Origin of the sequence: Amycolatopsis sp. NPDC058340 (assembly GCF_042723975.1) — a bacterium.
GTDB lineage: Bacteria > Actinomycetota > Actinomycetes > Mycobacteriales > Pseudonocardiaceae > Amycolatopsis.
Window position 1 is genome coordinate 53,496 of record NZ_JBHXIB010000012.1, and the last position, 20,338, is coordinate 73,833.

Sequence of the window (20,338 nt, forward strand, 5' to 3'; positions counted from 1 at the left end):
CGTGAGTGGCGAGGACGGTTCTAACCGTCCTTACCACTCACGAGGCCACGGGGCGTCAGCCCTTCAGTTGCGGGAAGTCCTCCTCGCGGAACTCCCCCGCCGGCCGTTCGGAGGCCTCGTTCTCGCGTCCGCGCAGTTCGACGCGGCGGATCTTGCCGGAGATCGTCTTCGGCAGGTCGGTGAACTCCAGGCGCCGGATTCGCTTGTACGGGGCCAGATGTTCCCGGCAGAAGGCCAGGATGGACACCGCGGTGTCGGCCGTGGGCTCGTGCCCGTTCGTCAGGACGACGTACGCCTTCGGCACCGCGAGCCGGATCGGGTCCGGCGCCGGGACGACCGCCGCTTCGGCGACCGCCTCGTGTTCGAGCAGGACACTTTCCAGCTCGAACGGCGAGATCCGGTAGTCCGACGCCTTGAAGACGTCGTCGGTCCGGCCCACGTAGGTGATGTAGCCGCGTTCGTCGATCGAACCGACGTCCCCGGTGTGGTAGAAGCCGTTCGCGAAGGCCGCGGCGGAGCGTTCCTCGTCGTCGGCGTATCCGGCCATCAGCCCGACCGGCCGCTTGGCGAGGTCGAGGCAGATCTCGCCCTCCTGCGCGCGCTCCCCCGTCACGGGGTCCACGAGCGCCACGGTGAACCCGGGCAGCGGGCGGCCCATCGACCCGGGCACGACGTCCTGTCCGGGCGTGTTGGCGATCTGGACGCTGCTCTCCGTCTGCCCGAAACCGTCGCGGATCGTGACGCCCCAAGCCTTTTCGACCTGGTCGATCACTTCGGGGTTGAGCGGTTCGCCCGCGCCGACCACCTTGCGCGGCGGCGTCTTCAGTACGGTCAGATCCGCTTGGATGAGCATCCGCCACACCGTCGGCGGGGCACAGAAACTGGTGATCCCGCACCGTTCCATCTGCGCCATCAGCGAGACGGCGTCGAACCGCGCGTAGTTGTAGAGGAACACCGTCGCCTCGGCGTTCCACGGCGCGAAGACGTTGCTCCACGCGTGTTTCGCCCAGCCCGGCGAGGAGATGTTGAGGTGGACGTCGCCCGGTTCCAGGCCGATCCAGTACATTGTGGACAGATGGCCGATCGGGTACGAGACCTGCGTGTGCTGCACCAGTTTCGGCTTCGCCGTGGTCCCCGAGGTGAAGTACAGCAGGAGCGGGTCTTCCGCCGCCGTCGGGCCGTCGGGGGTGAAGGTGTCCACTTCCTCGTAGGCGTCCACAAAGGACCGCCAGCCCTCGACGGGCTCACCGACGGCGATGCGCGTGTAGTCGCCCTCGACGTTCTCGAACTTGTGCGCGTCGACGGATCGGATCACGACGTGTTTCGCCGCGCCCCGCTCGACCCGGTCGGTGAGGTCCGCCGGGCCGAGCAGGGTCGAGGCCGGGATGATGACGGCGCCCAGTTTGATCGCGGCGAGGATCGTCTGCCACAGCTCGCCCTGGTTGCCCAGCATCAGGATCAGCCGGTCGCCCCTGGCCACGCCGAGCGAGCGGAGCCAGTTCGCGACCTGGTTGGACCGCCGAGCCATCTCCGGGTAGGTCCAGCGGTTCTCGATGCCGTCCTCTTCGACGATCCACAGCGCGTACCGGTCCTGATTGGCCGGATCGGCCGCGACGACGTCGAACCAGTCCAGTGCCCAGTTGAACTCGGCGGGCTGGGGCCAGGTGAAGTCCCGATAGGCGGTTTCGTAGTCCTCGCGATGGGCCTGCAGATAGTCCCGTGCCTCGCGGAACGTGCGGTATGCCTCCGAAGCGCTCACGATCGTCCTCCTGGTCCGCTGGTTGGGCCGCCGGTTCTTTCTACTCTCCCTTGAACTCGGGCGCGCGGCGCTCGAGGAAGGCCTGCACGGCCTCGCCGAGGTCCTTGCTGGGCAGGAAGGCCGCGTTCCAGGCCGAGACATACCGCAGGCCGTCCGCGACCTGACGTTCGGTGTTGGCCGAGAGGACGTTCTTGGTGCCCTGCACGACCAGCGGCGGGTTCGTGGCGATCTCCGCCGCCAGCTTGCGGGCTTCGGTCAGCAGGGTCTCCTGATCCGCGTGGACGTCGTTGACCAGGCCGATCTTCTCGGCACGGGCGGCGTCGATGTCCTTGCCGGTGAGCGCCAGTTCGCGCAGGTGCCCCTCGCCGATGATCGGCGCGAGCCGCTGGAGGCTGCCGAGGTCGGCCACGATCGCGACCTTGACCTCACGCACGCTGAACTTCGCGTCGGCGCTCGCCAGGCGGATGTCCGCGGCCGCGATCACGTCGACGCCGCCGCCGATGCACCAGCCGGAAATGGCCGCGATGACCGGTTTGCGGCATTCCGCGATCGAGGAGACACTCGCCTGGAGGGTCTTGACCTCGTCGAGGAACTTCGTCCGCGGGCCCGCGAGCGCGTCGCCGCCGAGCATTTCGCCCCAGCTGGGCATCATGGCGGGCAGGTCGAGCCCGTAGGAGAAGTGCTTGCCGCTCCCGGTCAGCACGACCGCCCTGACCTGCGGGTCCGCGTCGAGCGCGCGGAAGACGATCGGCAGCTCGCGCCAGAAATCGGGGCCCATCGCGTTGCCCTTGGACGGACCGAGCAGCGTCACTTCGGCGACGTGCCCGTCGATCTCCACCTTGAGCGAAACGAGATCGGGAAGACTGTCAGCTGTAGCGGTCATGGGGTCATCTTGACTCATGTGATTGACAGGCTGCCAACGGCCACTGTGCCCGGCCGCGCCTGAGATGCTTTCCTGGTAGCAGCGAGTACTACCGGTGAGTACCGACGATCGACGAAGGACGGTGGGAGATGAGCCCGGCCAGCAGTGCCACCGCGGTCGCCGACCTGCCCGCACCGACCCCCGGACGGCGACGGGAACGATCCTCCCGGCCGATCGAACTGTCGGGATCCTTCACCCATGAGGGTCATCGGCTCGCCTACACCGAGTTCGGCTCCGGCGACCGGGTGGTCGTGCTCACCCACGGCATCATGCTGACGAGGCGGATGCACGCCCCGCTCGCCCGCAGGCTGGCCCGCGCCGGTTTCCGGGCGGTGACGCTCGACCTGCTCGGGCACGGCGATTCGGACCGCCCCACCGACTCGTGGCTGTACTCGATGCCCGCGTTCGCGGAGCAGACCGTCGCGCTGCTCGACCACCTGGAGATCGACGCCGCCGTCATCGGCGGGACCTCCCTGGGCGCCAACGTCGCGCTCGAAGTGGGCGTCGCCGCGCCCGAGCGGGCGCTCGGCCTGGTCGTCGAGATGCCCGTGCTGGACAACGCGATCGTCGCCGGGCTGATCACCTTCGCGCCGCTGCTCATGGCCGCCCGGTTCCTGCCGGTGACCGTGCAGGGGGTGGCGCTGGCGGCGAAACTCGTGCCGCACGGCAACCAGTGGGTCGACGTCGTCACCGACACGCTGTCCCAGCAGCCCGCGCCGATGGCGGCGCTCCTGCACGGCGTGCTCTTCGGGCGGATCGCGCCGCCCAAGTCGATCCGGTGCAAGATCGAGAGCCCGGCGCTGGTCATCGGGCACGAGCGGGACCCGATCCATCCCTTCGGCGACGCGGACACGCTGGCCGCGGACATGCCGGCGGCGGAGTTCGTCCAGGCCCGCAGCCCGGTCGAGCTCCGCTTCGACCCCACCCGCCTGACCGACACCATCGCCGACTTCTCCGCGCGCTGTCATGACCGTTGACCCGGCGCCGGTCCGCGGCTCGGAAGAACTGCGGACCGGGCGGCTGGTCCTGCGCCGACCGGTGCCCGAAGACCTCGACGCGATCTTCGCCCTCCACACCGATCCCGAGGCCTGCGCGCACAATCCTTCGGATCTCCTGGACACGCGTAAGGAGGCCGAGCTGCTGCTGCTCCGCTGGTCACACCAGTGGAACCGGTACGGCTTCGGGTACTGGACGATCCGGCGCCACGACTCGGCGGAGACACTGGGATTCTGCGGGGTGAAGATCGTCGGTTTCCGGCGCCGCCCGGTCCTGAACCTCTTCTACCGCTTGTTCCCCGCGTCCTGGGGTTACGGGTACGCCGGCGAGGCCGCCACCGCCGCGGTGGACTGGGCCCGTGCCCACCGGCCGGACGACCTCGTGATCGCCCGCGTCCGGCCGGAGAACGTCGCGTCGCAGCGGGTGGCGCTGCGAGCCGGGCTGGTCCGCGCGGAACACCTCGACACCCCCGGCGACGACGGGACCGACTGGTTCTACGTCTCAGACGTCGGCTACGAAGGCTGAGCCAGCCCCGCCACCGGGCCGAAGACGATCACCGCGGGCGGGCGCACCCCGGCCGCCGCCGCGTCCTCGACCACCTTGTCCAAAGTGGAGCGGAGCACCCGCTGCGTGCGCATGGTGCCGTCCTCGACGATCGCCACCGGCGTGTCGCCCGGCCGCCCCGCCTGGAGCGCCTTGGCGAACAGCGGGAGCCGCTCGACGCCCATCATCAGCACGATCGTGCCGCGCATCTTCGCCAGCAGATCCCAGTCCACCAGCGACTTCTCGTCGTCCGGCGCGACGTGACCGGACACCACGACGACCTCGTGCGCGACGCCGCGATGCGTCACCGGGACGTCCGCCGCGGCGGGGACGGAGAACGCGCTCGTGATGCCGGGGACCATCGTCACCGGGATGCCCGCTTCGGCGCAGGCGAGGACCTCTTCGAAGCCTCGGCCGAACAGGTACGGGTCGCCGCCCTTGAGCCGCACGACGAATTTCCCGGCCTTGGCCCGCTCGATCAGGGTGGAGTTGATCACGTCCTGGCTGGCGGCGCGGCCGTACGGGATCTTCGCGGCGTCGACGATCTCGACGTGGGGCGCGAGTTCGTCGAGCAGTTCGCGCGGGGCCAGCCGGTCAGCGACGACGACGTCGGCCCGGGCGAGGAGACGGCGGCCGCGGACGGTGATCAGTTCCGGATCCCCGGGGCCACCGCCCACGAGGGCGACGCCCGGGAGCTCGTCGTGCGCGTCGGGGACGCGGCCGTCGGCGACGGTGCCCGCGCGGAGGCCGTCGAGAACGCTGTCCCGGACGGTGGCCGACCGCAGCGGCTCACCGCCGGAGAGGACGCCGACCAGCAGCCCGCCGTGCCTGCCGGAAGCCGGCGTGACCGCGCTGCCGAGGTCGCCGTCGTCGGCGCGGACGCAGAACACCCGCGCGCGTTCGGCCTCGGCGCAGACGGCGGCGTTGACCTCGGGATCGTTCGTGCACGCCAGCGCGTACCAGGCGTCGGCGAGGTCGCCGTCGGCGTAGCGGCGTTCGTGCCAGACGATCTCGCCGGCGTCGGCCATGGCACTGACCGACGGTGTGGTGTGCGGCGAGACCAGTTCGACCCGCGCGCCGGCGCTGATCAACCGCGGCAGACGGCGCTGGGCGACCGTCCCGCCACCGATCATCACGACACGACGGCCGGCCAGGTCGAGGCCGGAGAGGTAATGCGGGTCATCCATGCGGGGCAGTGTAAGGATTCAGAGCCCCGGACCGCGATCCGAGTGAGAACCGCCTCAGCGCTCGAGCAGCTTCAGCAGCTCGGTGTTGCCGAACATCCTGGCCGCGTCGATCGCCGACGGCTCCCCCGCCGTCGCGTCCGCGCCGCCCTTCAGGAGCTCCTTCACGACCTTGGGCTCGTTCTTGAAGACCGCCCCGGCGAGCGGGCTCTGGCCGCGGTCGTTCTCGCGGTTCGGGTCGGCGCCGCGCTCGATCAACGCCGCGACGGTCTCGGCATGACCGTGGTAGGCGGCGAGCATGACCAGCGTGTCGCCCCGGTCGTTGGTCAGGTTCGCCGAGATCCCGGCGTCGACGTACGCGGCGAGTTCGGCCGTCGCGCCCGAGCGGGCGTAGCCGAACACCTTGGCCCACAACTCCAGCAGTTCGGGATCGAATTCCTCGGCCTGTCCGGGGTTCTCCGTCATGGCGCCCGATTCTTCCACACCGGACGCGGTCCGGGCGGCGCGTCGCACCGCCCGGACCGGCGGCGTCAGCGCCCCGCGTTGGGATAGGGCAGCAACGCCATCTCACGGGCGTTCTTGATCGCCGTGGCGACCTGTTTCTGCTGCTGGGGGGTCAGCCCGGTGACCCGGCGGGCGCGGATCTTGCCGCGGTCGGAGATGAACTTCCGCAGCAGGTCGACGTCCTTCCAGTCGACCTCGGTGATCTTGTTGGCGTGCAACAGGTTGGTCTTGCGCTTGTGGGGACGGTCGCGGTTCGGCTTGCCCATCGCGCTCACCAGCTCGACTTCGTGACGCCGGGCAGTTCGCCGTTGTGCGCCATCTGCCGCATCCGGACCCGCGAGAGACCGAACTTCCGCAGGTAACCGCGAGGACGGCCGTCCGCGGTGTCGCGATTGCGGATCCGCGTCGCGCTGGCGTCCCGCGGCATCGCCTGCAGGGCCGACACCGCGGCCGCCTTCTCCTCCGGCGACGAGGAAGGCGAGGCGATGGTGGCCTTCAGCTCGCGACGACGTTCGACGTAGCGGGCGGCGATCACCTTGCGCTGCTCGTTCTTGGCGATCTTCGACTTCTTGGCCATCAGCGCTCCTCCTTGAACTCGACGTGCTTGCGCGCGATCGGGTCGTATTTGCGCAGCACCATGCGGTCCGGGTCGTTCCGGCGGTTCTTCTTGGTGACGTAGGTGTAGCCGGTGCCCGCGGTCGAGCGGAGCTTGATGACCGGCCGGATGTCGGTGCTCTTGGCCATCAGAGCTTCACCCCTTTCGCGCGGAGCTCGGCCACGACGGCCTCGATCCCCCGCTTGTCGATGGTCTTCATGCCCTTCACCGAGACCCGCAGCCGGACCCAGCGCCCTTCGCTCGGCACGAAGTACCGCTTGGCCTGCAGATTCGGTTCCCAGCGCCGGGACGTGCGCCGATGCGAATGCGACACCTGCTTCCCGTAGCCCGGTTTGCGGCCGGTGACCTGGCACACGGCGGACATACACCCTCCCGAGTTGATATCGGTTGTCGTTTTCATTTACTCTACACAGCCGAACCAGAACGCCCTCGACGCCCCGGAGCTTCAGTGACCGACAACCCCCGCGTGCCCCTCGTCCTGATCAGTGGCCTCGCACCGGGACCGAACGCCGACCTCGCCGAGCGGCTGCGCCTCGCCGAACCCGGCACCGCCGTCGTGCACCACGACCTGAGGCAGATTCACTCCGGAGTGGTCCGGCGGCGGATCCGGCTCGGCGACCGCGACCAGCTGACGGTGCTCGAACTGGCGCACGGCTGCGTGTCGTGCACGCTGCGCGAAGACCTGTTGCCGTTGCTGCGCAAGCTCTCCCAGATGCCGCAGGTGCGGCGGATCGTGGTGCGGCTCGACGAGGCGATGGAACCCGAGCCGGTCAGCTGGGCGCTGCACAACGTCCTCGTCGGCGAGCGGCCGGTGATCGAGGACGTCGACCTGCGGGCCGTGCTGACCGTCGTCGACTGCGCGGGCTGGCTCGCCGACAGCACCGGCGACGACACGCTGGCCGAGCGGAACCTGCTGGCCAGCCCCGAGGACGAGCGCACCGTCGCGCAGGTCGCGCTGTCCCAGGTCGAATTCGCCGATCTGCTCGTGCTCTCCGGCGCGGCGACCGACGCCTGGACCGCGGCGAAGGCCTCGGCCGTGCTCGACCGGGTCGCGCCATCGATCCCCCGCGTCGAGCTGTCCTCCGTGGACGGGAAGACCGTGCTCGACGCCGTACCTTCCGATGCCCGGCGCGGCGAGGTCACCGACATGCACGGCCCGCTGCTGCGCGGCCAGCCGCCGTTGCACACCGACTGCGGGATCGGGCTGCTCACCTTCACCTCGCAGCGCCCGTTCCACCCGGAGCGCCTCCACGACGCGATCGACGTCCTGCTCGACGGCGTCGTCCGCACCCGGGGACGGCTCTGGGTGGCGAGCCAGCCGGATATGGCGCTGTGGATCGAATCCGCCGGCGGCGGCCTCGGCGTCGGGCACGCCGGGCCGTGGCTCGCCGCCCCGGACGGTCCGGACTGGGCCGCCGTCTCCCCCGAACGACGCACCCTCGCCTCCCTGCGCTGGGACCCGCTGTTCGGCGACCGCGCGCAGGAACTGGTCGTCGTCACCGATCAGGCCACACCGGACGAGATCGAGTCCGCACTGAACGGGGCGCTGCTGACCGAAGAGGAACTCGCCGCCGGGGAGCGGGAATGGCTCCGCTACCCGGATCCGTTCGGCGAGTGGCACGAAGAACCGTGCGAGGACACGGAAACCGACCCCGAGAAGCACGACGTGAACGCGTCGAACCGAAAGGACGAAACGCAGTGAAACCGGGAATCCACCCCGACTACCACCCTGTGGTGTTCAAGGACCTCTCCACCGGGGACGCCTTCCTGACCCGCTCCACCGCCACCTCGGACCAGACCATCGAGTGGAGCGACGGCAACACCTACCCGCTGGTGAACGTCGAGATCAGCTCGTGGTCGCATCCGTTCTGGACCGGTAACCAGCGGATCATGGACAGCGCCGGACAGGTCGAGAAGTTCCACCGTCGCTACGGACGGCGCGGAGGGTCGAAGTAATGGCCGTCCCGAAGCGGAAGATGTCGCGCAGCAACACCCGGTCCCGTCGTTCGCAGTGGAAGGCGGCCGTGCCGGATCTGGTGCCGATCAAGGTGAACGGCGAAACGAAGCTCGTGCCGCGCAAGCTCATGAAGCACTTTCATCAGGATGGGGCGTGACGACGCCGGTCACGGTGCTGTCCGGATTCCTCGGCGCGGGCAAGACGACCGTGCTCAACCACGTCCTCGCCAACCGCGACGGGCTGCGGGTGGCGGTGATCGTGAACGACATGAGCGAGGTCAACATCGACGCCGCGCTGGTGCGGGACGGGAACAGCCTGTCCCGCACCGAGGAACGGCTCGTCGAGATGACCAACGGCTGCATCTGCTGCACCTTGCGCGACGACCTCTTGGAGGAGGTCTCGCGGCTGTGCGAGGACGGGCGGTTCGACTATCTGCTCATCGAGTCGAGCGGGATCTCCGAGCCGATGCCCGTGGCGGCGACGTTCTCCTTCGCCCGTGAGGACGGCGCGACCCTGCTGGACTCCGCGCGGCTCGACACGATGGTGACCGTGGTCGACGCGGTCAACTTCGAACGGGAACTGGCGGCCGGGGACGCGCTGACCGAACGCGGGCTGGACCAGTACGACGGGGACGAGCGGACGGTCAGCGACCTGCTGATGGACCAGATCGAGTTCGCGGACGTCCTCCTGCTCAACAAGGCGGACCTGGTCCCGGCCGGTTCGCTCGACCGGCTGACGGCGGTGCTGCGGCGGCTCATCCCGGCCGCCGACGTCGTCGTTTCGACGCACGGCCGGATCCCGCTCGACCGGGTGCTCGGCACCGGACGCTACGACGTCGAGCGGGCACAGGAAGCACCTGGCTGGGTGGCGGAGCTCAACGGCGATCACGTTCCGGAGACGGAGGAGTACGGGATCTCCAGCGTCGTCTTCCGCGCCGCGCTCGCTTTCGACGCCGAGCGGCTGTGGGACTTCGTCGGGCGGCTCGACACCGGGGAGTTCGGGACGGTCCTGCGGTCGAAGGGGTTCTTCTCGCTGGCGTCGCGACCTGGGGTGACCGGGTTGTGGTCGCAGGCTGGTTCGGTCGCCCGGTTCGAGCCGCAGGGCGTCGAGGAGGCGCCGCGTCAGGAACTGGTGTTCATCGGCGTGGGACTGGAGAAGGACGCTCTGCTGGACTCGCTCCGGTCGTGCCTGGCCACCGATCCCGCCGGTGCGGACCCGTTCCCGGCGTGGGAAGCGGTGCACGTCCACTGAGCAGTGCGCCTCGTGAGTGGTAAGGACGGTTCTAACCGTCCTTACCACTCACGAGGACGAGGGTCAGTGGTCGTCGTAGTGGTCCCCGTGCGCGGCGTGGCGGTGGCCGTCGTGCAGGTAGTCGACATGGTCGCCGTGCGGCACGGCGACATGGCCACAGCCCTCGCCGTGCGCGTGGTCGTGACCCTGGTGCGGGATGTGGTCGCCGGTTTCGCACTCGTCGAAATGCCCGTCGTGCGCGCGGTGCAGGTGACCGTCGTGCACGTAGTCGACGTGGTCGCCGTGGGGTACGGCGACGTGGCCGCATCCTTCGCCGTGAGCGTGCGTATGGCCGGCGTGTTCGGTGTGCGCGGCGGTCATCACCGGGTCCTTCCTGATCGGAAATGCCTGATCAGGCGGACCGTAGCACCGGTCTACGGCCCCAGCAGCGCTCTCACCCGACCGAGTGCCCGCACCTGGTCGGCCCAGCGCGGGCCCGCCAGCCCGACGACGATGTGGGCCGCTCCCGCGTCCCGGTACGCCGCCAGCCGTTCGGCGACGGCCTCGGCGGAACCGGTCAGCGGCAAGGAGAGCGCCTGGTCGAGCGGCATCCCATAGGTGCCGGTGATCCCTGACGCCAGATCCGCCGCCGTCGGCAGGTCCGCGCCTTCGCCCAGCGCGCCGGTGGCGCCGACCGCGATCACCGGATTCGCGAGGCCGAGATCCGTCAGCCGTCGCCGTCCGCCGGCGACCGCGTCCGGCGGCAGGAGCGACGGGAACCACCCGGTGCCGTGTTCGGCGACGCGCTGGAGCACGAGCCGTCCCCGATTGCCCACCCAGATCGGCGGAACCGCCACCGCGGGCGCCAAGGCGACGACGGCATCGCCGATCCGCACCTCGTTGCCCGCCAGTAGCTCCGGCAACAGGCGGAGCGCCTGGTTGGTGCGGGGGCCGCGTTCGCCGAACGGTACCCCGGCCGCGGCGAACTGGGCCTCTCCCCCGCCCGAGCCGATGCCGAGGATCAGCCGTTCGCCAGACACCTGCTGCAGCGTCGCGATCTGCTTGGCCGCCCACGCCAACGGCCGCATCGCCGGGACGAAAACGCTCAGCCCGATCCGGATCCGGGTCGTGACCGCGGCGGCGACCGCCAGCCCGACCGTGCTGTCGAGCGAGGGACGGCCGGTCATCAGGTGGTCGCCGAGGAACACACTGTCGAGGCCCGCGTCCTCGGCCTGCCGGGCGGAGACACGGAGGTCGCCGGACGGGAGGATCACACCCAGTTTCATGAGCCCATCCTGCGACCTCCACTTGGCTGGAGGTCAAGGCGCGGATCACGGTCAGGCGATGTGGCGGCGGTGCCCGGCCCAGAACGGCTCCCGGAGCGCCCGCTTGTCGACCTTGCCGATCGCGGTCAGCGGCAGCGCCTCGGCGAAGTCCACATCGGACGGTACGAAATGCTCGCGTCCGAAGAACTCCCTGGCGTGCGCACGGACATCTTCGGCCGACAGCGCTCCCGAGGCGACCACCACGGCGTGGACCCGCTCGCCCTCGCCGCCGTCGCCCGGCACGCCGAACACGGCCGCGGAGCGGATCAGCGGATGCCGGGTGAGCGCGTTCTCGACCACCGTCGAGTACACCTTGGTGCCGTGCTCACCGGTGATGATGACGTCGTTCGCCCGGTCCAGCAGATAGAGGTAACCCTCGTCGTCGAACCGCCCGAGATCACCGGTCCGCAACCAGCCGTCCCCGATCGGCGCCGACCCGTGGTAGCCGTCCATCATGGACAGTCCGCGCACCAGGACCTCCCCGTCGTCGATCCGGGCCTCCATGCCCGGGACGATCCGGCCCACGGACTCGAGCCGTTCCGGCCGCCCGTCGAGCTCCGCCGCGGAGATGCTCGCGATCATCGGCGCCTCGGTGAGCCCGTATCCCTGGCCGACCACGGGCCCGAACACGTCGAGCGCCTGGGCCAGCCGCCGTGGCGGAAGCGGGGCGGCCCCCAGCGAAAGCCCGCGCACACTGCCGACGTCGCGCGACGTCATGGCCGGATGATCGAGCACCGCGGCCAGCCGCGCGGGGGTGAGGGACAACGTGGTGATCCGGCGTTCCTCGATCGCGGCCAGTACGTCGCCCGCGTCGAAACCCCGCAGCAGCACCACACTTTCCCGCCGCAGGATCGCCCCCAGCACGGTGGCGTTGCCGGTCATATGCGTCATCGGCGCGATCAGCAGGGTGCGTCCCGGCCCCGCCGGATCAGGCGCGAAGATATGGGCCATCCCGTCGTAGATCCCGCTGTGCCGGATGAGTTTCGGCGTTCCGGTGGTGCCACCGGTGGGGAAGACGACGGTGACCGACTCCGGCAACGTCGCCGGGTCGGCACCCTCGCGGTCCACCAGTTCGTCGAGGATGGTCACCCTCGCGTCGCCGTCAGGCCAGTCCGCCGCCTGCTCGGCCACCAGGGTCGTGACCCCGGCCGCTTCGACCGCGGCGAGCCGATCCGGCGAACTCGCCGACGCGGCGACGAGCAGGACCGTCGAACCCCGCAGGAGGGCGGCGATCTGCAGGAGGACGGTTTCGGGCCGGTTGCCGGCGTCGATGGCGACCACCCCGCCCTCCGGCAGCCCCGCGTACATCCGGCGCAGGAGTTCGAGCGCCTGCCCGTAGCCGGTCTCGACGCCGTCCTGGACGAACAGCACCTCGTCGCCACCCGAACGAAGCGCGTCCAGCACCCGGGTCAGAAACAGACTCTCCACCGGCCGGACCCTAGCCCAGGCTCACGAACCCGAGCAGCACCCGCCACCGGACGAAGCGGAATCCCCGTAAGCGTCGTGCCAGTTCCACCACTCGTACGGCGGCGTCTGCGGATAGCCCTCCGGCGAGTCCTCCCACTCCTCCTGCCGTCCCAGCGCGGTGATGTCGAGGTAGCTCCAGGTGCTCCCCATCGTCTCGTCGCCGCGATCGTTGACGAAATACGTCCGGAACACCTGGTCACCCTCGCGGATGAAGGCGTTGGTGCCGTGCCATTCATCGACGCCGAAGTCGACGTCGAAGTCGCCGGTGATCGTGTACCACGGCATCGTCCAGCCCATCCGGGTCTTCAGCCGCGCGATGTCCGGCTGCGTGCCTCGCGAGGCGAAGGCCAGTGTGGTGTCGCGGGCGTTCAGATGCGCGACGTGCGCGACCTGGTCGGCCACCAGCGAACAGCCTTTGCAGGCGTGGTCGGGGAAACCCTCCACGCCGGGATCGAAGAAGGCCCGGTAGACGATCAGCTGACGGCGTCCCTCGAACAGGTCGAGCAGGTTCACCTTCCCGGACGGGCCTTCGAACTCGTACGGCTTCTCCACCGCGAGCCACGGCATCCGCCGCCGCTCGGCCGCGAGCGCGTCGCGGGCTCGGGTCAGCTCCTTTTCCTTCACCAGCAACCGAAGGCGCGCTTCCTCCCATTCGGCCGCGGACACCGTGTTCATCGGGCCAGCTCCGCGGGCAGCACGCTCTGCCGGTTCGGCTGCCCCTCGCCCGTGGTGATCAGGTCCCGCAGGCTGGTGCCGACGTAGAACGTCCACGCCTTGTGGCAGACGTCGAAGCATTCGTACTCCGGGACAAGCCCGTGATGGGTGAACCGCGCTTCGGTCTTGCCGTCCTTCTCCTCGATCTCGAACGTGATCGTGGTGCCGACCCATTCGGTGTCGTCGCGGGTGAAGTCGAAGTGGTTTTCCAGGACCAGCCAGGAGACCTTGCGGCCCGGTACGGACTCGGTGATCCGGATCCGGCAGCGGTGGACCTCTTCGTAGTGGTACTCGAATTCGTCGCCGGTGTACTCGATCTCTTCCGACCACCACCGGCGGGCGTCGGTGAAGGCGTCGAAGACCTCCTGCGGCGTCTGGTCCACGGTGAAACTCGTCGTGAAGCTCATGATGTTCCCTCCAGATGGTCTTTCAGAGCCGCGAGCGGCCCGTCCCAATCGCGGGCGAGCGCGGCGAGGAACTGCTGGGCCACCTGCATCGGGGCCGAGTGCAGGCGATACCGGACGCGGCGCCGCTCCCCCTGTTCCGGGGTCACCAGGCCGGCGTCGGTGAGCAGGGCGAGGTGCTTGGCGATGGCCTGCCGCGTGATCGGCAGCCGCTCGGCCAGGTCGGTCGCCGTGGCGGGGCCGCCCGAGGCGAGCGTGGCGAGGATGCTCCGCCTGCTCGGGTCGGCCAACGCGACGAAGACCTGTTCGGCGATCGCTTCGATGTCAGGCGGCATCGAGGTATTCGATCAGTTCGCCCAGCTCGGCCGCCCACCCCTTCGTGTTCCCCTCGAACGCGACCTGGTGGACGTCGTCCGGCAGCTGGGAGAAACCGGTCTCGACGACCGTGAGCCGCGTGCCTTCGCCGTTCGGGGCGAGGGTGAACTCGACGTAGGTACGACGCGGGTCGTCGTCGGGCAGGCCGTAGATGTTCCAGGTGAAGCCGAAGACCTCCGGCTCTTCGACCCGCTCCACGCGCATGTTCGCCTTGTGCCCCTCGTCCCATTTCATCTCCGCCTCACCACCGGGCCGCAGGTCGATGCTGGCCTGGTTGCCGAACCAGGTGCCGAGGCCCTCGGCCGTGGTCAGCGCGGCCCAGACCTTCGCGGGCGGATGGGCGATCTCGACGGTGCGTTCGATCCGGTCGGGGAATCCCACGACGGCCTCCTCAAGTAGCAATCAATCGGTTGCTATAACTTTGTATAGCAACCGGCTGATTGCGTCAAGCGTCGATGACGCGAAAGCCACTTTCGCAACGTTGGAGGTTGCGAAAGTGGCTTTCACAACCCGTCACTCAGGCCCTACCCCCTCAGGGCGAGGCCGTGTACAGCGCGCCGAGGAACTCGAGCAGCAGCCGCTCCCGCAACGGACCGGGCGCCGTGGCCAGCAGCGCGTTGATCTCCGCCATCCGGGTGGGCAGCCCGTCCGCACCGCCGAGCCCCGCGGCGGCCAGCAACCCGGCGAACTGCTCCGGCGTCAGCGTCGCGGGATCCAGCGCGGCGACGAACTCCGCCACCCGCGGATCGACGACGACCGGCCCGGCCTCCCGGGCGGCCGCGACCGAAGCGGCGAGATCGGCCAGGAAGTCCTTTTCGCTCCCCCTGTTCGCGGCCGTCACGGTCAGGTGCAGGTTCGCCGGCGACGACTCGTGGGCGAACTGCGGCTGGACGTACCAGCCACGCTCACGCATCTCGTCCGCGACGGTGAACAGATCGAACCCGGCCCCGTCCGCCACGGTGAACGCGAGCAGGGTCGACACCGGATCGCCGAGGACCCGCAACCCGTCCAGCGCCTCGATCCCGGTACGGATCTCCACCGCCGCCTCACGCGCCGCCGAAGCCAGCTTCCGGTAACCCTCTTCGCCGACATGACGCACGACGGCCCACGCCGCGGCGAGCGGACCACCGGACCGCGTGCTCTGCAGCGTGGTGTTCAGCATCGTGTAGCCGGGCCAGTCCGCGCTGGCGAAGTACTGCGGCCGGCGAAGGTCCGCGTTGGCGTGCAAGAGAACCGACACGCCTTTCGGGCAGTACGCGTACTTGTGCAGGTCCACCGAAACGCTGGTGACGCCGGGGATGTCGAAGCCGAACGGGCCGAGCCCCAGATACGGCAGCACCCAGCCGCCGATGCAGGCGTCGACGTGGAACCGGACGCCGTCCAGCAGCGCGGCGATCTCCGGGATCGGGTCGAGGACGCCGTGGGCGTACGACGGCGCGCTCGCGACGACGAGCACTGTGCCGTCGTCGACCGCGGCGGCCATCGCCTCTGGGACGGCGCGGAAGCTCACCGGATCTACCGGCACCGAAACCACGCGCACACCGAAGAAATGCGCCGCCTTGTGGAACGCGGCGTGTGCGGTCGTGGGCAGCACGATGTTCGGCGAAGCCACGTCCGGACGCGCGTCCCGGGCGGCCAGGACGGCGAGCATGCACGACTCCGTGCCGCCCGAGGTCACCGATCCGGCCGTCTCCGCCGTCCCGCCCAGCAACCGGGCGGCGGTGCCGACGAGATCGTTCTCCATCCGCAGCAGGCTCGGGAACGCCGTCGGGTCGAGCCCGTTGGCCGACGAGGCCAGCGCGTGCGCCGCCGCGCCGAGTTCGTCCACTTCGGACAGACCGCTGTCGTAGACGTACGCGAGCGTCCGGCCTCCGTGCGTCGGCAAGTCCCCCGTGCGTAGTTCCCGCAGTTCCTCAAGGACGTCTTCGGCGGTCACGCGCGGCGCTCCAGCACCGATTTACGCAGCAGCGGGATACCGAGCACGATCAGCACGGCCGGCAGGATCGACGCGCCGAGCAGGATCGCGGTGAGCGCGCTGTCCGGCTGCGCGGCCTTGGCGTCGAGACTGGACTGGTAGCCGCCGAACTGCAGCACCAGTCCCCAGAGCCCCGGTCCGAGCGCGAGCCCCAGCGTCTCGGACGCGGTCCATACCCCGGCCGCGACCCCGGCCCTGGTCTCGCCGGTCCGCTCCTCCTCGTCGCTGATCAGATCCGGCAGGATCGCCAGCGGGAACACCGAGATCCCCGCGTACCCGACCCCGCAGAAGGCGACGAACACCATCGTGACGGCGAACGGGAGCACCTCGGCGCCGAGAAGGCCGAGCAGGCCGACCCCGAACGCGGCGGTGGCGATCCGGAACCCGGCCAGTTTCCCGACGCTCGCCCCGAGTTTCGGCCACAGCGGCATGGTCAGCAGTGCCGGACCGACGAAACCGACGAAGAGCACCGTCGAGTAGCCGGAGCTGCCGAGGATCCGTTCGGCGAAGAACGGGATCGCGGCCAGCACCGTGCCGATACCGAGCGCCTGGATGAAGTAGACGCCGAGCAGCCAGCGGAACGGCCTCCACTGCGCCAGTGTCCGGAGCAGCTCGCGCGGGCTCACCGTGTTCGGCCGCAGCGCGCCGACGGGAGCGTCCTTGAGCCCGAAGTACACGCCGAGGGTCGCGAGCAGGATGACCACGGCGATGAACAGGCCCATGACCCGGTAGCCGGTGACACCGCCGACGAGGTCCGTGATCGCGGGCGCGCCGCCGCCGGAGACCAGGATGGCGACCGCGAGGAAGCCGATCCGGACGCTGGTCAGCTTCGTGCGCTCTTCGGCCGAGTCCGTCAGCTCGGCGGGCAGCGCGTTGAACGGCACCTGGAAGAAGGCGTACGCCGTGGCGCACAACAGGAACACGACGACGACGTAGATCGCGTCGGGCACGGGGCCGCCGAAGCCCGGGTGCGCGAACAGGGCCGCGAAAAGCACCGCGACACCGATGCCGCCGTAGAGCAGGAACCGGCGGCGGCTCCCGGTGCGGACCATGTCCGCGTCCGACAGCCGTCCCGCGATCGGGTTGAAGAGCACGTCCCACGCTTTGGGAACGAAGACGATCAGGCCGGCCACGCCCGCCGCGACGCCCATCGTGTCGGTGAGGTACTTCAGGAGGAGCAGGCCGGGAACCGTGCCGAAGGCGCCGGTGACGAACGAGCCGAGCGAGTAGCGGTACCTCGTCCGTGCTGGCAGCGATGCCATGATCCTCCTCGAGGCGGTTCTCCCGATGAAGGCCTCAGTATTGGATCTTGGCCACCACCGGGTAGTGGTCGGAAGGAATCGTGCCACCGTCGTAATGCACGAGCTGTACCGGGCCGACAGCGGCGAGTGGACGGCCGCCCGCGCGCACGGCGCCGACGTAGTCCAGCGAGTCGCGGTAGGTCGCCGGAACGGACTTCGCCGCATTCGGGTTCGTCGCCGCGTCGAAGGTGTACGCGCCTTCGCCGGTCGTGCGGAGAACGCCGTCGAGGAACGCCTCGCCCTGCTGAACCTGGGTCCTGCCGAGGGAATCCTTGCGCGTCTGTCCCGCCCAGTACTCGATGTTCAGGTCGCCGGCGATGACGACCGGTTCGTGGGCTGGGGCGTATTTCGTGACCAGGTCCCGGATCTCACCGAGCTGCGCCATCCGGACGTCGTGCGCCTTCGGCAGTGTCTCCGGGCCCTCGTCGGCCTGCATATGGGTGCCCGCGATCCAGACCGGCTTCCCGGCGACGACCAGGCGCGCGAGCGCGGCGCCCTTGTTGGACAGGTAGTCCGCGGTGCCGGAGTGGGAATTGCGGAACACCAGCTGGTGCTGTTCGGTCACCGGCGCCTTGCTGAGCACGGTGACCCCGCCGTTGACCACGATCGGGGAATTCGAGCAATTGCCGTTCACCGAGTTCCAGCCCGGCGAGGTGGAACAGTACTGGCCGACGAGCGGGGTCTGATGCGGCCAGACGTCCTTCAGCCGGTTCCGCATTTCCTCCGCCTGGGCGCTGAAGGCCTCGTCCAGGACGACGACGTCGGCGTCGGTCGCGCGGATGACGGCCTCCGCCGCGCGAGCCCGCGCTTGTTTGTCCGAGGTGTTCGGGCTGGCGATCCAGGGCAGCTGCCAGATGTTGAACGCCATGACCTTCACCGAGACCGCCGCTTGGGCGGGGACGGCGGTTCCGGCGAACAAGGCGGCGGCGATGGCGAGTACGGCGAGCTTCCGCACGAAAGACCCTTCCGGTGTCAGGAGACGACGAACGTCCGAGAAGTCCCGCTGAACGCGGAGATCGCCCCGTTCCAGCCGTTCTTCCAGTCGCCGAAGTGGACCACGCGATATTTGCCGATCGGGGCGTTCGCGGGGATCTTCCAGTGGACGACGGCTTTCGATTCGGCGACGAACGTCCGCGCCCAGTGGTACTTCGTGTCCCAGTCGCCGTCGTCGGCATGGCGGACCCACTTGCCGTCGACCAGCCGCTGGATCTCCAGGAACGTGCCGCCGCGCCGGAGGTCGTTCTTCGGATGCCCGGTCACGAACTCGACCGCGACCTGTTCGCCGCGCGCGTAGGTGCTTTTCGCGTCGGTCAGGACGTCACCGAAGTTCTTGAACGCGGGCGGGCTGTCGAAGACGACGCCGGGCTGGAAGTTGATCAGCTTGCCGCGCAGATCCCGCGGCGTCGGCCCGTGCGGGACCGATGTCCCCGCCTTCATCGCCGCCGCGAGTTTCGCGAATTCCTGCTGGTACGCGGGAAGCGTGTAGCGGCCATAGAGGGTCGACGCGCCTTCGTACTGCTGCGAGTCGTACTCCTCCGGCGTGGTGACGTACTGGCTGTAGGCGTTGGAGTAGCCCTGGATGAGCACGTTCTCCAGCGGGACACCGAGTTCGGCGGCGACGGTCCGGCGCAACCGGAGCCCGGCGACGATGGTCAGTTCGGCCGGGACGGCCACGAGGTGCAGCTGCCCGATCCGGACGAGTTGCAGTGGCAGGACCTCAGGCGTCCACGGATACGGCTTCATCGCGCCGAACGGCACCGCGATCACCTTCGGCGCGTGCGCGTCGGCCAATGCCTGCGGGATGGGCGCGTCGATACCGCCGAGCCAGTCGATGAACGGGTTCTTCACCCCTTCCGGGAGCGGCAGGCCGGGGCCGTCCTCGCGGCTGCCCGCCAGCATCGAGACCCCGATCGCGGCCGTGCAGGTGCGCTGCGGCCGCCCGTTCGGGGTGTACTTCGCGTCGACGGCCACGTCGGACATGTCCACGTAGCACATCCGGTGGTCGACGCCGCCCGTCACGGCTTCGGCCGCGGCGTCGAAGGCGCTCTTCGCCGCGCGGAACTGGAGATCGCCGATGGTGCGGGTGTTCTCGAACTCGGTTTCGGGCGTACCGGGTTCGAGGTTCAGGTTCGGGCTCATGTCGCCGGTGTTGGTCTGCGGGAACGCGGCGACGAACCGCGGGTTCCCGTCGAGGTAGCGCACGCCGGCGTGGTCGTGCTCCCACTCGTAGGCGGCGTACCCCTTGTTGTCGCCGCTGATCAGGTGGTTGCCGTTGCTCATCGACGTCCCGTGCGTGGCGAACCAGCTGATCGCGCCGACGTCGGCGCCGTTCTGGCTGAACCGCAGCACCGTGACGGCGGGGTCGATCGCCTGCGGGAAATGGTCCTTGTCGGCCTGCGGGTTCAGGTCGAAGGCCTTGCGGGAGCGATTGACGCTCGCCTCGGTCAGCTCCGCCCGGCCTAGCCGGATCGAGCCGGGCGCGAGGTTCGCGTGTGCCCGGGTGATGGCCTCGAAGATCCCGTCGACGTGCGCGTCGTACACCTGCTGCTGGAAGCCGAGGATCGCCAGATCGTAGGCGGCGTAATGGGAATCCCCGCCGCAGGCGGAGTGGGTGTGCGTGGCGTTGAGAAGCACGTTCTGCTCGGTGTACAGGTCGCCGTACGCGGCCTGGAGCTTGCGCAGCACGCCCTGGTGGACGGACTGGAACAGCGCGCCGAGGTCGGCGGTGACGAAGGCGATCCGCTTGGTCCCGTCGTCGACCACGAAGGCCCGCGCCCGGGTGCGGAGGTGGATGCCGGCGGTCTGCTGCTGCGGCATCGAGTAACCCATCATGCCGTTCTCGGCGGCCGGGCCGGTGACGTCGGAGATGCCGACGCCGACGCGGAAACCCTTCGCCGACGCCGCTTGGCCCTGCTGGGCGCCGAGCACGCTCGCCGCGACGGGCAACGCCGCCGCGCCCGCGAGAACCCGCCTCCGGCTCACCGTCATGAGTCGCACCTCCAGGCCGCGAACATGAACCGACTTCATGTTCGTGGCCGGGACGGTACGTGATCGACCTCACTGCCG

25 protein-coding genes are annotated in these 20,338 nt (G+C 69.5%); 6 read left to right on the forward strand and 19 right to left on the reverse strand.

The features are described 5' to 3' along the window. Nucleotides 1-55: 55 nt before the first annotated feature. The gene (locus tag ACFWIW_RS16725) at nt 56-1,759 is read right to left on the reverse strand and encodes an AMP-binding protein (RefSeq protein WP_378369258.1); all 1,704 of its coding nucleotides are present in this window, start codon (nt 1,757-1,759) and stop codon (nt 56-58) included. 40 nt (nt 1,760-1,799) lie between these two features. Then, the gene (locus ACFWIW_RS16730; RefSeq protein WP_378369259.1) at nt 1,800-2,642 is read right to left on the reverse strand and encodes a crotonase/enoyl-CoA hydratase family protein; all 843 of its coding nucleotides are present in this window, start codon (nt 2,640-2,642) and stop codon (nt 1,800-1,802) included. Between the two features lie 128 nt (nt 2,643-2,770). On the opposite strand from ACFWIW_RS16730, the gene ACFWIW_RS16735 reads away from it, so the two are divergent. Both ACFWIW_RS16735 and ACFWIW_RS16740 read left to right on the forward strand, forming a co-directional pair. After that, the gene (locus ACFWIW_RS16735; protein WP_378369260.1) at nt 2,771-3,658 is read left to right on the forward strand and encodes an alpha/beta fold hydrolase; all 888 of its coding nucleotides are present in this window, start codon (nt 2,771-2,773) and stop codon (nt 3,656-3,658) included. Continuing rightward, entirely contained in the window at nt 3,648-4,202 is a 555-nt protein-coding gene (locus tag ACFWIW_RS16740) for a GNAT family N-acetyltransferase (RefSeq protein ID WP_378369261.1), read from the forward strand. Before ACFWIW_RS16735 ends, ACFWIW_RS16740 begins: the two co-directional genes overlap by 11 nt. On the opposite strand, the gene cobA is transcribed toward ACFWIW_RS16740, so the two are convergent. The 6 genes from cobA to rpmB form a co-directional block, all read right to left on the reverse strand. Further along, nucleotides 4,190-5,407: a uroporphyrinogen-III C-methyltransferase gene (gene cobA / locus ACFWIW_RS16745; RefSeq protein ID WP_378369262.1), complete on the reverse strand. Its 1,218-nt coding sequence runs from the start codon at nt 5,405-5,407 to the stop codon at nt 4,190-4,192. The two genes, ACFWIW_RS16740 and cobA, sit on opposite strands and share 13 nt — an antisense overlap. A gap of 54 nt (nt 5,408-5,461) precedes the next feature. Then, complete coding sequence (locus ACFWIW_RS16750; protein WP_378369263.1) at nt 5,462-5,869, reverse strand: ankyrin repeat domain-containing protein; 408 nt, start codon at nt 5,867-5,869, stop codon at nt 5,462-5,464. A gap of 65 nt (nt 5,870-5,934) precedes the next feature. Beyond that, nucleotides 5,935-6,183: a 30S ribosomal protein S18 gene (rpsR, locus tag ACFWIW_RS16755; RefSeq protein WP_378369264.1), complete on the reverse strand. Its 249-nt coding sequence runs from the start codon at nt 6,181-6,183 to the stop codon at nt 5,935-5,937. Then, entirely contained in the window at nt 6,180-6,485 is a 306-nt protein-coding gene (gene rpsN, locus ACFWIW_RS16760; protein WP_378369265.1) for a 30S ribosomal protein S14, read from the reverse strand. The genes rpsR and rpsN overlap by 4 nt, the downstream gene beginning before the upstream one ends. Further along, nucleotides 6,485-6,652: a 50S ribosomal protein L33 gene (gene rpmG, locus ACFWIW_RS16765; RefSeq protein ID WP_378369266.1), complete on the reverse strand. Its 168-nt coding sequence runs from the start codon at nt 6,650-6,652 to the stop codon at nt 6,485-6,487. The genes rpsN and rpmG overlap by 1 nt, the downstream gene beginning before the upstream one ends. Then, on the reverse strand, nt 6,652-6,888 hold the full coding sequence (rpmB, locus tag ACFWIW_RS16770; protein WP_005149951.1) for a 50S ribosomal protein L28: 237 nt from the start codon (nt 6,886-6,888) through the stop codon (nt 6,652-6,654). Before rpmB ends, rpmG begins: the two co-directional genes overlap by 1 nt. 84 nt (nt 6,889-6,972) lie before the next feature. Between rpmB and mrf the strand changes: the two genes are divergently transcribed. From mrf to ACFWIW_RS16790, 4 genes are read left to right on the forward strand one after another with little or no spacing between them, the layout of a single operon-like run. Then, the gene (mrf, locus tag ACFWIW_RS16775; RefSeq protein ID WP_378369267.1) at nt 6,973-8,226 is read left to right on the forward strand and encodes a ribosome hibernation factor-recruiting GTPase MRF; all 1,254 of its coding nucleotides are present in this window, start codon (nt 6,973-6,975) and stop codon (nt 8,224-8,226) included. Beyond that, complete coding sequence (locus tag ACFWIW_RS16780) at nt 8,223-8,480, forward strand: type B 50S ribosomal protein L31 (protein WP_378369268.1); 258 nt, start codon at nt 8,223-8,225, stop codon at nt 8,478-8,480. The genes mrf and ACFWIW_RS16780 overlap by 4 nt, the downstream gene beginning before the upstream one ends. Then, nucleotides 8,480-8,638, forward strand: a complete 159-nt coding sequence (gene rpmF / locus ACFWIW_RS16785) for a 50S ribosomal protein L32 (RefSeq protein WP_378369269.1) — start codon at nt 8,480-8,482, stop codon at nt 8,636-8,638. Before ACFWIW_RS16780 ends, rpmF begins: the two co-directional genes overlap by 1 nt. Continuing rightward, entirely contained in the window at nt 8,635-9,732 is a 1,098-nt protein-coding gene (locus ACFWIW_RS16790) for a GTP-binding protein (RefSeq protein ID WP_378369270.1), read from the forward strand. The genes rpmF and ACFWIW_RS16790 overlap by 4 nt, the downstream gene beginning before the upstream one ends. A 63-nt stretch (nt 9,733-9,795) precedes the next feature. Here ACFWIW_RS16790 and ACFWIW_RS16795 read toward each other — a convergent pair whose 3' ends face one another. The 11 genes from ACFWIW_RS16795 to ACFWIW_RS16845 all read right to left on the reverse strand — a co-directional run bounded on the left by ACFWIW_RS16795 (nt 9,796) and on the right by ACFWIW_RS16845 (nt 20,260). Further along, on the reverse strand, nt 9,796-10,092 hold the full coding sequence (locus tag ACFWIW_RS16795) for a hypothetical protein (RefSeq protein WP_125794207.1): 297 nt from the start codon (nt 10,090-10,092) through the stop codon (nt 9,796-9,798). A gap of 53 nt (nt 10,093-10,145) precedes the next feature. Beyond that, nucleotides 10,146-10,997 carry an LLM class flavin-dependent oxidoreductase gene (locus ACFWIW_RS16800; protein ID WP_378369271.1) on the reverse strand — a complete coding sequence of 284 codons (852 nt, stop codon included), beginning with the start codon at nt 10,995-10,997 and terminating at the stop codon, nt 10,146-10,148. A 51-nt stretch (nt 10,998-11,048) separates the two neighbouring features. Then, nucleotides 11,049-12,464, reverse strand: a complete 1,416-nt coding sequence (locus ACFWIW_RS16805) for a class I adenylate-forming enzyme family protein (RefSeq protein WP_378369272.1) — start codon at nt 12,462-12,464, stop codon at nt 11,049-11,051. Nucleotides 12,465-12,485: 21 nt separating this feature from the next. Continuing rightward, complete coding sequence (locus ACFWIW_RS16810) at nt 12,486-13,178, reverse strand: DUF899 domain-containing protein (RefSeq protein WP_378369273.1); 693 nt, start codon at nt 13,176-13,178, stop codon at nt 12,486-12,488. Then, nucleotides 13,175-13,624, reverse strand: a complete 450-nt coding sequence (locus ACFWIW_RS16815) for an SRPBCC domain-containing protein (RefSeq protein WP_378369274.1) — start codon at nt 13,622-13,624, stop codon at nt 13,175-13,177. Before ACFWIW_RS16815 ends, ACFWIW_RS16810 begins: the two co-directional genes overlap by 4 nt. Further along, entirely contained in the window at nt 13,621-13,956 is a 336-nt protein-coding gene (locus tag ACFWIW_RS16820; protein WP_378369275.1) for an ArsR/SmtB family transcription factor, read from the reverse strand. Before ACFWIW_RS16820 ends, ACFWIW_RS16815 begins: the two co-directional genes overlap by 4 nt. Further along, nucleotides 13,946-14,377: an SRPBCC domain-containing protein gene (locus ACFWIW_RS16825; RefSeq protein ID WP_378369276.1), complete on the reverse strand. Its 432-nt coding sequence runs from the start codon at nt 14,375-14,377 to the stop codon at nt 13,946-13,948. The genes ACFWIW_RS16820 and ACFWIW_RS16825 overlap by 11 nt, the downstream gene beginning before the upstream one ends. 151 nt (nt 14,378-14,528) lie before the next feature. Then, nucleotides 14,529-15,932: a pyridoxal phosphate-dependent decarboxylase family protein gene (locus ACFWIW_RS16830; RefSeq protein WP_378369277.1), complete on the reverse strand. Its 1,404-nt coding sequence runs from the start codon at nt 15,930-15,932 to the stop codon at nt 14,529-14,531. Then, nucleotides 15,929-17,233: an MFS transporter gene (locus ACFWIW_RS16835; RefSeq protein WP_378369278.1), complete on the reverse strand. Its 1,305-nt coding sequence runs from the start codon at nt 17,231-17,233 to the stop codon at nt 15,929-15,931. The genes ACFWIW_RS16830 and ACFWIW_RS16835 overlap by 4 nt, the downstream gene beginning before the upstream one ends. Nucleotides 17,234-17,267: 34 nt before the next feature. After that, the gene (locus tag ACFWIW_RS16840; RefSeq protein ID WP_378369279.1) at nt 17,268-18,227 is read right to left on the reverse strand and encodes a sphingomyelin phosphodiesterase; all 960 of its coding nucleotides are present in this window, start codon (nt 18,225-18,227) and stop codon (nt 17,268-17,270) included. 17 nt (nt 18,228-18,244) lie between these two features. Further along, complete coding sequence (locus tag ACFWIW_RS16845) at nt 18,245-20,260, reverse strand: neutral/alkaline ceramidase (protein ID WP_378369280.1); 2,016 nt, start codon at nt 20,258-20,260, stop codon at nt 18,245-18,247. Nucleotides 20,261-20,338 lie beyond the last annotated feature (78 nt).